The sequence below is a fragment of the Deinococcus humi genome, from assembly GCF_014201875.1.
GTDB lineage: Bacteria > Deinococcota > Deinococci > Deinococcales > Deinococcaceae > Deinococcus > Deinococcus humi.
Map to the genome: position 1 here is coordinate 143,734 of NZ_JACHFL010000002.1, position 12,871 is coordinate 156,604.

7 protein-coding genes are annotated in these 12,871 nt (G+C 65.7%); 3 read left to right on the forward strand and 4 right to left on the reverse strand.

The features are described 5' to 3' along the window. Positions 1-1,166: 1,166 nt before the first annotated feature. The gene (locus HNQ08_RS04315) at positions 1,167-3,269 is read left to right on the forward strand and encodes a tetratricopeptide repeat protein (protein WP_184127874.1); all 2,103 of its coding nucleotides are present in this window, start codon (positions 1,167-1,169) and stop codon (positions 3,267-3,269) included. A gap of 194 nt (positions 3,270-3,463) precedes the next feature. Beyond that, positions 3,464-4,864, forward strand: coding sequence for a hypothetical protein (locus HNQ08_RS04320; RefSeq protein WP_184127875.1), 1,401 nt, complete (start codon positions 3,464-3,466; stop codon positions 4,862-4,864). 297 nt (positions 4,865-5,161) lie between these two features. Here HNQ08_RS04320 and HNQ08_RS04325 read toward each other — a convergent pair whose 3' ends face one another. After that, positions 5,162-5,779, reverse strand: a complete 618-nt coding sequence (locus tag HNQ08_RS04325) for a hypothetical protein (RefSeq protein WP_184127876.1) — start codon at positions 5,777-5,779, stop codon at positions 5,162-5,164. Between the two features lie 222 nt (positions 5,780-6,001). Between HNQ08_RS04325 and HNQ08_RS04330 the strand changes: the two genes are divergently transcribed. Next, a complete protein-coding gene (locus HNQ08_RS04330) occupies positions 6,002-7,378 on the forward strand; it encodes a fibronectin type III domain-containing protein (RefSeq protein WP_184127877.1) in 1,377 nt (458 codons plus the stop codon). A gap of 59 nt (positions 7,379-7,437) precedes the next feature. Here HNQ08_RS04330 and HNQ08_RS04335 read toward each other — a convergent pair whose 3' ends face one another. The 3 genes from HNQ08_RS04335 to HNQ08_RS04345 form a co-directional block, all read right to left on the reverse strand. Further along, on the reverse strand, positions 7,438-10,746 hold the full coding sequence (locus tag HNQ08_RS04335) for a BTAD domain-containing putative transcriptional regulator (RefSeq protein WP_184127878.1): 3,309 nt from the start codon (positions 10,744-10,746) through the stop codon (positions 7,438-7,440). A 224-nt stretch (positions 10,747-10,970) separates the two neighbouring features. After that, positions 10,971-11,789, reverse strand: coding sequence for an ABC transporter permease subunit (locus tag HNQ08_RS04340; protein WP_184127879.1), 819 nt, complete (start codon positions 11,787-11,789; stop codon positions 10,971-10,973). After that, the gene (locus tag HNQ08_RS04345) at positions 11,786-12,736 is read right to left on the reverse strand and encodes an ABC transporter ATP-binding protein (protein ID WP_184127880.1); all 951 of its coding nucleotides are present in this window, start codon (positions 12,734-12,736) and stop codon (positions 11,786-11,788) included. Before HNQ08_RS04345 ends, HNQ08_RS04340 begins: the two co-directional genes overlap by 4 nt. Positions 12,737-12,871 lie beyond the last annotated feature (135 nt).

A 12,871-nucleotide genomic window follows, 5' to 3' on the forward strand; every position in this document is an offset into this window, starting at 1 on the left:
GCATTTCCAGACTAAGAACGGTAGAGAGCAAGAGAAATGTCTTCATAGAATTTCAGAATTCTAATGTGTCAGACGACCTCTGCAAGCAATATTTTCGACTTGTCAGGGGGGTACCCTCGCATAGATTAAGACAGACCAAGCCCAAAGTCAGGGCTTGTCCAAGATGCGCCGCCGCAAACTATGCACTGTTGAGCATAGCGAGGTGCGGGCGCGCCTCCGAAGCCCTGAGACCGGCTTGCGCAGTGTCTTGGAGCTGAGCGCGTCGTGGGTGGATGCCCACGGACCAGCCCACGGTTGGCCCAGCGGCACTCCTCGCACCCAGCCCCAGCCCTGGGACCACCGAAACCACACGCGGCGCGCCAAGGACAGCTGGCACCTCTGGGATCTGTGCCGCTGGAACCCCGGCCGGCTGGGTCCGGAAAATAACCCCACAGACTGGGCGGAATTGATCAGAACGGCCGTGCTGAACAGCGCCACCTTGAGCGATGTCACCGGACCAGCCTGCCCGGGCCTGCTGCCCTGGGACAGGGCCGATCGATAAATCCCCCGTGAGGCTGAAGGTGACCTTGTCTCGGTCCAGGATAGCCGAGGGGGCGTCGCTCCAGACCGTAAAGCTGCCCCCGGGTCGCAAAGCAGTGTTCTCTCTTGATGGCGCGTTGACAGCCAGCGATCTCGATTAAGCGCGTGAATACGGAGGTGACCTGTAGCGACTCAGGAACAACCCGCCACTTGGAAACGCGAGTTCAAGGGCAGTTTCCACGACTTAGAGAGCATTTCTGATTCTGCACACGCGAGAGGTCGTAGGTTCAAGTCCTATACCGCCCACCAATTAAAGATCCGCCCAGCGCGGGTCTTTTTCATTTTAGCCACAAGGGTCCGGAGTGCTACGTGCGTAACGCATGCGTCACGGCTGAATTTGCCCCCACGAGTTCCGAGAGATTTGTCGTTACTTAGCAGTATCCGCCACATCCTCTGAGGTTGGCTGCCTCCAAATGGCCTCATGCATTCCGCAATGCGCCTGCTCCTCTTTTTCTGGCGAGCATGGGCACCGCGTTGACCTCTACGCTCTTGGGCTTGTCCCTCTGAGCGGTTGCCACCGCTCTCGCTGGTGAGACTTCAGACCCTCTGCCATCCGTCTGCCACCCGCTCCCCGGCAAGGTCGGCGCATGAATAGAACTGCTGTGTCTGTCCTGTCGTTCAGTGCCTCGCTGTTCCTCTCGTCCGCCCTGGCGGGCGGTTCCTGGCGCGCGTGGAGCGACCAGACGAAGTTGCCCACCTTTGACGAGCACAAGAAGCAGGTGGGTCAAACCCGGGACCAGGCGTGCAAACCCCAGGTGCGGGACTACGCCACTCCGGGTCTGGCCGTCGGCGGCGGACAGGATCTCGATGAGATGATCAAGCGCCTTGAAGCCCTCCTCGCCACCATGAAGCCGGGTGTTCAGGGCTATGAGGGGGTCAAGCAGAGCATCGAGAGCCTCAAGGAACAGAAGAAGAAGGGTTCCCCGCCGTTACCGGTGGGCAGCGCTCCTGGTGCCCTCACTTTCCAGAAAGCTCTGGCCAATGTTGAGAAGGTTCTCGGCGCCCAGGCAAGCAAGGTGAAGGGTCTGGCCAGCAGCGACGACGTCATTGCGTCGCTCGCAGGCAGAGAGCCAAAGCTGGCCCTCGCGTTGCTGCTCGCCTCGCACCGCGCGCAGCCCAGGAGTGGCTGGACGCTTGTAAACGCTGCCGGGCTCCTGTCCATGACCGGTTTCCCGCATGAGGCGCTCGCCTTTCTCGATGAGGCCGCTCGGCTGGGCGGCGCGTTGCCTGCACCTGCGGGCGTACCGGGACAGGCCATCGCGCTGTCCAACCGGGGGCACGCGTTTCTGGGGCTGGGGCGCTGGAAGGAGGCCGAAACGCCGCTTCGCGCCGCGCTGAAACTTGCCCCGGACCTCGCGGAGGCGCACACCAACCTGTCTCAGGCCCTGCTGTGCCAGGGACAGCTCGATGCGGCAACGCGCGAACTGCGTCTTGGACTGCGCCGCACGCCCGATCCTCAGGCGAGCAAGGACTACGCCCTGGAGGAAACGACGCCAGGACGGCACGGTGCCGGAGTGAAGCCGGTCGAGGCGACCCCTCGTCGCCGCCCCGCGCGGGACCTGTTCGACCTCTCGCGCGGGGCGGCCTTCGAGTTTCCGCAGCTGAAGTTGCCGAGAACCCGCTTGGAGGCGATTGCCCTGAGCGATCAGTACGAAGCCCTCGAGCGCACCGGGGGTGCAGAAGCGATGGCGCTCAACGACAAGGCGACAAACCTATCGAACTGGAACAGGTTCGACGCTGGCGAGCAACGGTGGATGCGGCTGGTGCGTGAGGCAATCGTCTATTCACACTTCGAGCCCGAGCTGTGGAGCACGTACAAGGCTGCGTGGGACACGCACTACGCCTTTCTGGACGCTGTGCCGCGTTTTGCGAAGATCCGCAATGAGATCAGCGAACGCGCGCGTGGTTTGCCGACGTGTGAGCAGCGGGCCGCCGTGTACGACGAGGCAGCGCGGGCCTACATGGAGGGCCTGCGGCCCTTCGTGCGGGGGCAGGAGCAGGCCATGGCGCGCTGGGTGTCCCTCAGAACGAAGCACGAAACGGCGCTTGCTGCCAACATTGCTGACCCCACCGAACGCCTTGCACTGAGGCTGGGCACCGAGTCGAGGGCGAAGGCGCTGTTCTACGGTCCAGTGGTAGACGCGGCCCTCATCATGTCGGAGGTGCCCGACGAGGTGTGTCAGGGGCAAGCCGCGCAGGGGTCACTCGACCTCGCTTCCCTGCCTGAACTCTCGGCTGACCCCTGCGGCGGCCTGACGACAGGTGGCAAGCTGAAGTCGAAAGTGCCTAAGGAATCGCTGCCATTCGAGAACTACGGCCTGAGTTTCGGCGTGAGCTGCAAGGGCCTGGACATCGAACTTGCACCGAGCTTCAAGACCGCCTTCAACGTGGGGCCCTTCGCGCAGCTCAGCCTGGGCTGGAACGGCACCACCACGGTATTCGCTGGCGTCAAGGCCGAACTTAAACAGCCCAAGGACACCCCCCTCGCCCAGTACAACAAGTCTGGATTGAGCGTCAAGGAAGGCGTCTACCTCAAGTTTGACAAGGACGGGATTGCCGACGCAGGCATGCGGGTCGAGGCGAAGGCGGCGGTGGGTGCCGGGCCGGACAGGACGGCGGCCCTGTGGGAGGGCAAGTTCGAGCAGGAGTTCGGCATTGCCGCCGCCGCCGCGTACTGGCGGGAGCAATGAGCCGCGTCAGCCCGTTTCGTCCCCCCACCGCACTCTGACCGATTCGCCGCATTCCTGACGACCTCGGGCAAGGTGGCGAGACAGCTGAACTTCGGTGCGGCATGCCTGACATCCGTGAGCCATCTGCCCTTTCGTACCTTCTGAGGGTGCAAAGCCCCCAACCACATTCCACGCTCCCCGAAAGGACACCCACCATGACCCTGCCCACGCACTTTTTCCTGTCGGCCCTGCTCCTGGCGCTGCCCACCTCCATTGCGTCCGCTGCGGCGGTGCCCGCCACTCTGGCGGGCGAGTGGCTCAGCGGCCCGCAACTGCCCGCAAGCGTCTACACCACGGAATTTGGCGGCGCCAACTCGGACGCACGCCGCCTGCTGCTGAACACGGACGGCAGTTACGTCTTCACCGAGTTCGAGTCCACCTACTATCCAAGCTCATTCGGCACGACGGGTTATCCGATCACCTGCCAGATGATGGACGTGACCGTCGAGCGCGGGACCTTCACCGTCTCGGGGAGCAAGATTACCTTCAAGACCGCCAAGGTAGATCGGGTCGGCGCCTACTCGCCCGATCGCCTGAACAACGGCTGCAAGCGCAATTCGGGCATCCGGTCGTCGAAGGCAGAGTCGGGTTCAGACACAATGACGTGGAGCGTGGCGTCCGGGGAACTTACATTTAAGACCGGGGACGGCTCGGCGAAGTATGTGCGGCGCACCCCGGTAGCGAAGACCCCAGCTCCCACGGGTCTCCCCACGGAGCTGCGCGGCGAGTGGCACAACGGCGCTGTGTCGCCCATCGAGTACTACAACACTGCCACAGGCAAATGGGCCGAGGCGAGCGGCACAAGTGTCATTCTCAAAATGAACGCCAACTCAACCTATGAGCGCACCGGTCTGATGGTCGTCACCACCTACAACTGCACCTCCAAGTTGCTGGTCCAGGAGAAGGGAACGGTCAAGGCGAACGGCGCCACCCTGACCTTCACGCCCACCACAAGCTCGGCCACCGGGTACACCTGTACGCCGGACAAGGTCTCCACCCAGAAAAACCACATCAAACCATACAGCGAGCGGGCGCTCGTGAAGGTGGACACACGCGGCCAGCACACACTCAGCCTGATGTCCGGCAGCGGCGAGACGCTGTTCAACCGTCCCCTCGGCTCCGCACCCCAGAGCCAGCCAGGCAGGCCGGGAACCGTGACTCCGCCTCCGCCGGGAGCGGGAGGGCCCACCACGCCGGACCGCAGCACCCCAAATGCCTCGTTGCCCACGAAATGGAACGCGCGGGGAGAATGGGACGCCGTCATGACCACTCCGGCGGGGACCATCCGCACGCGCTTCAGCATGGATGACGACGATCCGCGCATCCTCGGCAGCGGGTTCTCGGGGGACGACGCGGTGGGCTGGATCCAGGGCAACAGTCAGACCGGAGCGCTGAAGATCGGCCTTGAAGTCGAGGGGGGACGTGAGGTCGAACTGAATGTCACTGGAAAGTTCGACGGCGATTCGTACAGCGGACGCTTCACGACGACGAACGCCAGCGGTGAGACCCTGGCTGGCGGCACGATCACCATGACGCGCCGCCAGGGCAATCGCTGAACACACCCGGCCACTGAAGCAGCCCAACACACACCGGAGTCGCGGAGGAAACTCTGCGGTTCCGGTGTGCGCTTGACCTCTGTCAGGGCGTGGGGAGTCTGCATCCCACTGTTCTGGCTCGCTCTTTCTGCCCACCCCTTTGTAGATTCACCCTACGCCGAGAGGCCAGCAGCTTGATTCTGATCGGCACGCCGGGATTTTAAGCGCAGACCATTGAGGCCAGGGGCGAATCAAAAAGTCCTCCGGAAGGCGCTCCAATCGTGGGTGCGCCTTCCGGAGGTTGATCCCTGCAACCCGTCAGACCTGCCTGGAGGGTTGTGCCGGGTCGGGCCGCACCAAGAGCAGCACGAGGCCAAGCCCTGCCCAGCCGAGGAAGGTGTGCCACGCGAAGGCGGCCCCTCCGAGCATCTCGCCGGAAAGCACCATGGCCAGGATATTGATCGGCAGGGAAATGCCGCAGAACACGAGGACGAGCCGTCCCCACATCGGCAGAACCCGTGCGAAAAGCGCGGCGACGCTCACCACGAATGTCAGCACCATACTCAGGGGCCAGGCGATATCGGTGATCAGATACAGCGGGTGCGTGGTCGGCACCTTAAGCAGGTCCATGACCGACTGCAGGATGGCGAGCGTCACGGTCACGAGGATGACATTCATCAGGATGCTTGCGGCCTTGCTGCGCCCAGCGGCACGCAACTCACGCAGGCCCACCAAAGCGCACAGCCAGCCAATCGAAAAGGCAGCGTAAAGAACGGCGCCCAGCGGGTCAGTGTTTTCGTTGGAAACCTTTTCCAGACCGTGACGGTAGACCTCAATGAGCATGGCGGGCGAGCCGAGCAGCGCGGCCAGACCGAGGACACGCAGGGAGGAGATGGAGGGGATGGCCGGGGTACGGACGAGTTCCTGGGTTTGCATGGGAGCCTCCTGAGCACACTCAATCGTGTGTGCCCCACCGTAGCCAGCACAGGATGGCGGGCGGATGATGCCGGCGCTGGTGACATCGCCGGATGCTGACGGAAACGTCAGCGTTGGACGTGCGGGGCAGGTCCAGGGACGTGTTTTCCCTGCGGCGGCGATGCCATCCATTTGTCATCCTGTGCTGGGTAGTGTCCTCCTCAGCACAAGGAGGTCAAAAGTATGCACACGAAAAAACTGACCCTGGGCCTGCTGGCCCTCACCCTCTCGCTCGCCAGTTGTGGGCCAGGCAACCCGGTACCGGTCACTGCCCCGGGCAATCCCACAACCTTTACGGCCACCGCCACCAACAGCACGGCGGTCCTGCTGAATTGGAGCGCCGTCCCGGACGCCTCAAACTTCACGCTGGAGCGCAAGACGAACAGCGGAGAGTACGCGATGGTCGCCGCGAGCGTGCCCGGCAATACCCTCTCGTACTCGGACACCGCCCTCACGCCGAGCACGGCGTACACCTATCGCCTCAAAGCCGTGAACAGCGCCGGAACCAGTTCGGGTGTCGAGCGCGACGTGACGACCCCCGCGCCCGGCAACCCCGAGTTCACCCTGAGTGCCCAGCCGACCGCGCTCACCGTGACAGCCGGGAGGAGCGGCTCAGCGCAGATCGCTGTGACCCGTCCCGCCAACTCCGAGGGCAGCGTCACCCTGTCGCTGGAAGGAGCAAGTGCGGGCAGCGGCCCGAGCAAGATTCAGGGGGCCTTTGGCGGAGAGGCGGGCACCCTGCTGATGTTGAATGTCGGCGCGGAGGTGCCGGTTGGACCCCATACGCTGACCGTGCGCGGCAAGAACGGGAGCATCGAGAAGACCGTGCAAATCACTGTGAACGTCGAGCGCTGGGCGATCGTGGACGATGACGACAGCAGCAACAACAGCAACGCCACCAACCCCGCTTACGTGCCCGACTCGGTGGCCGACAAGGCCATCCGCGCCGCCATGAACGCTGCGGACCGTCCCTTCGATGTGTTTGTCGTACCGCACGGCACGGGGGGCTATGAACCCGATATTCCCGATGGTCCAAGTGCCACGCAGCTCAGCAAGTACAGCGGCGTCGTGTATTACTCGGGCAGCAGCTTCGCGACAGCGATGACGAATGATGACCTCGCGAGCATGAGCACTTTCGTGGATGCGCCGGGCCGCAAGCTGATCCTGCTGTCCTCAGCAGTGTTGAGGAACTCTGTGGGCGGGCGCAACCAGCTGCAGGTGCCGGACGAGCGTTTCAGGCCGCTGCTCGTGGCGCGCGCGGGGCTCGCGCAAACGGCATCGGGGGAAACGATCACGATGCCCGCGTACACGCTGACGGGTCAGGCCAACACCGTGACGCAAGGGCTCAACGTGCCTGTCGCCGCTCGGTCGTTCCGCAGCTACATGACGCCCGCAGCGGGCACGCAGACGCTCTTCAAGGAAAATGATCAGGTCATCGCAACGGGGAAGGCCACCACCGGTGCGGGCGGCTCGTCGAAAGTGATTGTGGCAGGCTTCGAGATCAATGATGTCGCGCAGGCGGACGCCAACGCCCTGCTCGGCAGGTTCCTGAACTTCTGAACCTTTAGCGAGGAGTGGGACAGTCGGAGCGGGGCCCCAGGGTTCCCGCTCCCCTCTGTTCACTGTGGCGCCCGGCCCCCGAGCACCTGAAGGGCGCGATGCGTGACGTGGGTGTTCAGGAAAGCGTGACGGTACTCGTCGGGGACGCGCTGCACCGTCTCCGCAAGCCACGCGAGCGCCTGCTGCAGGGGCACTCTGGCCGCCGCGTCCCCCGCTGCCACGAGAACGCGGTGATGCACCAGCAGCGGCCGGGCAAAGTCGTCACGTGGAGCGTGGGTGGGCAGGCGCAGGATGGCGGCTTCGCTGTCCCGCCGCGCTGCCTCCGTGTCCCCATGTGCCAGCAGAGCCTCGGCGCGGGCGGCGAGCGCCGCCGTTTCCAGATCGGGGAAGCGGTGGGTCCGGGCGAGTTCAAGGGCGCGGGAGGCCAGTTCGGTCGCCGCCTGCGGCGCGCCGTGGGCCCCCTGAGCGAGGAGCAGCAGGCCACGTGAGTACGGAAAGTCGTGCGTGCCCAGACCCGACTCAACGTGCCTGTACGCTGCCAGTGCGCCGCCCATGTCCCCCTGCGCCGCCCGGACGCGGCCCACGGCCAGCCACGGCAGGAACGCGCCAGCGTCGCGCGGGTCGGGATGCGCCAGCGCCCGCTCGGCAGCGGCCAGACACTCTTCGTGGGCCCCCAGCGCCCAGAACAGGTCGGTGAAAGCGCGGTCGAGGGACCCACGCGGCTCGCCGACCTCGTCTCCGTGGGCCTCGGCACGGCGCAGCCATGACAGGGCCTGATCGTACTGGCGCAACCGGGTGTGGGCTATGCCGAGTTCGGTTAGGTTGGCCCGGTAGAGGGAAGGCGCGTTTGCACGGCCAAGCTGCACGTCGAGGTCTTCTCGCAGCCGGATGACCTCCTGGAAGTGCTCGCGGGCGTGGAGCGTGACGGCAAGATTGTGTGTGGCCCAGGCGGAGCGGTAGGTGTCGCCCAGCATCCCGAACAGCTCGGTGGCCAGCCTCAGATGCGGCTCAGCCTCCTCGTTCAGCCCCAGCCGCAGGTAGGCCCCACCCAGCGCAATTTCGCCCAGGGCACGCTCCCGCTCGTCTGCCAGTGCCTCGTGGAGGGTCTGCACCTCTTCCAGGATGCTCCGCACGGCGTCCACCTTGCCCTGTCGCGCCATCGCCTGCACCAGTTCACGCAGCAGGGCGGCCCGCACGCGCGATTGCCGCAGATTGCCCAACAGGGCGAGGCCTTCGAGCGCCGTTGCCTCCGAAGCCGCAGCCTGTCCCTGGCCGAGCAGCCGTCCGGCACGCAGGGCGCTCACCCACGCGCGTTGCTCGTTCGTGCGTGCGCCTGCCGCGAGCTGCTCGATCAGGGCATGCAGAGACGCAACTTGCTCGGTGCGCCACGGACTCTCAACGGCGCGCAGACGCACCTCAAAGGCCGCGTCATGCTCGCCCAGAGCGTCGTGGAGGTCGGCCGCCTGCCCGAAGAAGCCCACCGCCTCCACGGGCCGCAAGGCCCCCAGCGCCTCCTCGGCTGCCCGCACGAACAGCGGCGCTGCTGCCCTGAGGTCACCGCCCTCCTGCCAGTGCCGGGCCAGCCGTGCCGGGCTGGCCGCTTCCCGGCCCAGGACCCGGGCGGCGCTCCGGTGAAGCAGACGGCCCACGGACGGCGGAATGCCCGCCATCACGGTCTCCTGCACCAGGTCGTGGCTGAACCGCTCACCGTTCATGACCCCTGCGGCCTCCAGCTCCTCCCACGCCGAGGCCAGGTCGAGCAGCGGCGCCCCCAGAACGTCGGCGACCAGTTCGACGCGCAGGTCGCTTTGCAAGATGGCGGCGGCCCGCGCCGCACTCAGCGCGAGGGCCGGGAGGTGGGAGAGGCGCTCGGCGATCAGCTGCGTGGCTCGTTCGGCCACAGGCAGTGGACCGCCCGCGTCTGGTTGGTCGAGGAGATGCTTGACCGTCTCCAGCACAAAGAAAGGATTGCCGCCGGTGAAGCGGGTGAGTTGCCCGGCCCGCCCCAGGACCTCCGGCACGCCAAGGTCACTCAGCAACTCGGCCACCGCCGCCTCCGGCAGCGGTTTCAGGTCAATGCGCTGGTTGTGCCCGGCGGCATTGCCCCGCCGGAAAATGTCGGTGGTCGCGCTGGAAAGCTCGGCGGGCCGGACCGTGCAGATCAGGTGCGGCACGCCTCCCGGCTGTCCCAGCGGGAAGGAGGAGGAGATCAGCACGAAGCCCGCTTCCATGGACGCCGGGTCGGCCAGGTGCAGGTCGTCGTAGATGAATGAGCTTACGCCCGCGAGCCCGACCTGGAAGACGTGCCGGATGGCGGCGTGTAGGGATGGGGCAGGCGCTGCGGGCATCTCGGTGTCGGTCCGCAGTTCGGGCAGCAGCCATGCGAGGCTCGCGCGCATCCACGGCTCGAGCACGAGGTCAGGGGTGCGCGCGAAGATCCGCCGCAGGTTGCGCGCAGTCGTGGCGTATGGAACGACCGCGTCGCCCGGACGGCCCTCGAGGTGCAGCACCTCCCCCTTGCTGGCGGCGAAGTCCCTGGCCAGACGCGACTTGCCCACGCCTGCCTCGCCCGCCAGAATGATGAACTGCCCTGCCTCCCACGCCTCTTCCATGCGGGCCCATGCGTCCTCCCGCCCCACCAGATGGGGTGGGCGCAGCACCGACACGGGCAGGCGCCGCCGCAGGGGCGCCGGGGATCTGACCTCGCCCCGCTCCACTTCCCGCGCCAGTTGCACAGTTTCCGGCAGAGGGTCTACACCGATTTCGCGGCGCAAAACCTCCTGACAGCGCTCAAAGGCGCGCAGGGCGGCGGCGCGGTCCCCGGCGAGGTAGTGCAGCCGGATCAGCCGGCGGTAGGCGTCCTCGGAGACGGGGTTGAGGTCCAGCAGACGCAGGGTGGTTGTGAGGGCACCTGTCAGGTTGCCGGTGTCCTCCTGCTGCGTGGCGCGGTCCGTCAGCGCCACCGTCTGCCGGTGATCGAGGCGCTCACGCCAGGTGAGCAGCCAGTCGGCGAGGTCGGGACAATCGTCGAAGTCCACATCCTGAAGAAGTGGCCCCACCGCACTGAGATCGCCTCTACCTGGACTGCTCTCCAGAAACACTGTGGCGTCCACCGTAACCTGTGGTGAGAGCGACACCCTGTCGTCCGCGAGGACCAGCTTCTCTCCGGTCAGCTTGTGGATGCGGCGGATCAGATGCACAAGGTTGTTGCGGGCGGCCCCCTCCAGGGTGTCGGGCCACAGCAGGCTGGCCACGCGTAACCGGGAGGCCGAACCTTCGAGTGCGAGATAGGTGACCAGGGCCAGCGCCTTCCCCTCGAGCCGCACCACCGAGCCGCTCGGATGAACGAGAGCCGGTGGGCCAAGCACGCGTAGCTGCCAAGTCTCCCCGTGTGCCATGTGCTTCCAGCATAGCGAAAGAGCGAAGAGGCGAGGTGACGGTTTGACTGTGAGATGCCGGTCCGATTGAAGTTGGCCGCAGGATGAGCCGGCAGCAAAGGGGTCATGGTGGAACCGATCTGCGTCGGCGACTGCCCTGTGTTCTGCCTGTTGAACAGACAGGCATCAAACGGGGCCGGGCGGTGGGAGGGCCGTCAGGGAGAGGCCAGCATCCCCGTGCGCTGGAAGCTGCGGGCACCGAACCACAAGAGTGCCAGCGCCAGCAGCCACACCACCAGACCCAGGACAGCGGCGAGCGTGACCCCCAGGTACACCACGCCGGCCACCTGCCCCACCACCAGCAAGATCAGCGGCAGGACCACGACGCCCCCCAGTTGGAAGGCTTCCTGGAAGGTCTGCACCCGGGCCGACACCAGCACGGTTGCCCCCAGCGCCAGCGCGGCCACGCCAGGGGCAACCCACAGCGCCAGCACCACCCAGGTGGCATTGGGGAAAAACACCTGCCCCATGATCGGCCAGGCCGCAGCATTGAGGGTGACGCCGTAGACCACGAAGCCCAGCAGGGCGATCAGCACCGCCGGGACCCACGCGACGGCCACCTTTGCCAGGAAGAGTTCCCGGTCCGTGATGGGACTGTAGGCAAGCGCCTCGAAGGTCCGGCGTTCCTTCTCTCCAGCAAAACTGTCTGCCCCGATCACGCTGGACACCATGATCGGCACGATCAGGTAGATGGGGGCCAGCAGGTACAGCCCGAGCAGCACCACCGGCTGCTGCGCCGGAGTGAGCGCCGAGAGTTCAGCGCGTAGGGCGGGGGAGACCTGGGCGAGCAGGTCCGTGACCCCGGTCACCGCGCTGCCTCCCTGAATCAGGGCCGGGCCGCCCAGGCCCACCGCCAGCGGTATCAGCACATAGAACATGAGCGGCACCAGGATCAGCGGCAGCAGCACGGGCTTGCTGCGCCGCAGCATCTTCAGGTCCTTGCGGATCACGGCCCGGACCGCACGGCCATTCATGCGGTCACCGCCGGGGTCCGGCCATCATGAAGGCGGAAGTACACGTCCTCCAGCGTGGGTAGATGTGGAATGACGGCGAACACGTCGATGCTCTCCTCGTGCAGAAGGGCCAGCAGGCGGGGAATGTCCTCGCGACGGACCTGCTCAAGCTCAATCCGGTCTCCCTGAACGGCTCTAGCGGTCCCAAAGTGAGTCTGAATCAGGGTGTTCGCCCGCCGGGCCTCACCCCTCGCCACCTCCAGGGTCAACCGCCGCCTCAACCCGAGGTGCGCGATCAACTGTTCCTGGGAGCCGCTCGCCACGACCTGCCCGTGGCGCAGGATGCTGACCCGGTCACATAACTGCTGAGCATCCGCCAGATCATGGGTGCACAGGACCACTGTGCGGCCTTCCTCACGGACGAGGCGGGTGATCGTCGCGTTGACACTCCGTGCACTGACCGGATCCAGCCCGCTGGTGGGCTCGTCCAGAAACAGCAATTCCGGGTCATGCAGCAGTGCCCGAGCCAGCGCGAGACGCTGTTTCATCCCCTTGCTGAAATTTCCAACGCGCCCATGACGGGCGTCGAGCAGATCAAACGTCGTCAGCATCGAATGGATTCTGGCTTGAACGGCAGGGATGGGGACGCTGTACAGATCGGCGTACAGTTCGAGGTTCTCGGTGGCTGTCAAGCGGTCTTCCAGGCTGGGAGTTTCGGTCAGCACTCCAGTGCGTTGCCGGATTGCGTCGGCCTGATGCACCGGGTCGAGGCCCAGCACACGGATAGTGCCCTCATCTGGGCGGAGGACGCCGTTGAGCAGCCGCACGGTGGTGGTTTTCCCGGCGCCGTTGTGCCCCAGCAGGCCGTAGATCTCGCCACGGTGCACATTCAGGTCCAGGTGATCCACGGCGGTGGTGGCGCCGAAGCGGCGGGTGAGCTGTGAAGTGGAGATCACGAGGTCGCTCATGGCCGCCCCACGCACGGTCCATGCTGGCGAGATGGTCTGATGAGGAACCCGGTGGCCGGACCGCCCAGCGGAACCTGAACGGGACCAAGGGGGTCTGGCAAATCGCAGCAGGCCTTCGCTAACCGTGCGCGATAC

Excerpts from the sequence above, each read along its gene's own strand:
- HNQ08_RS04320 (WP_184127875.1), top strand. The coding sequence starts at position 3,464 with ATGACCCTGCCCACGCACTTTTTCCTGTCGGCCCTGCTCCTGGCGCTG.
- HNQ08_RS04345 (WP_184127880.1), bottom strand. The coding sequence starts at position 12,736 with ATGAGCGACCTCGTGATCTCCACTTCACAGCTCACCCGCCGCTTCGGC.
- HNQ08_RS04325 (WP_184127876.1), bottom strand. The coding sequence starts at position 5,779 with ATGCAAACCCAGGAACTCGTCCGTACCCCGGCCATCCCCTCCATCTCC.
- HNQ08_RS04315 (WP_184127874.1), top strand. The coding sequence starts at position 1,167 with ATGAATAGAACTGCTGTGTCTGTCCTGTCGTTCAGTGCCTCGCTGTTC.
- HNQ08_RS04330 (WP_184127877.1), top strand. The coding sequence starts at position 6,002 with ATGCACACGAAAAAACTGACCCTGGGCCTGCTGGCCCTCACCCTCTCG.
- HNQ08_RS04340 (WP_184127879.1), bottom strand. The coding sequence starts at position 11,789 with ATGAATGGCCGTGCGGTCCGGGCCGTGATCCGCAAGGACCTGAAGATG.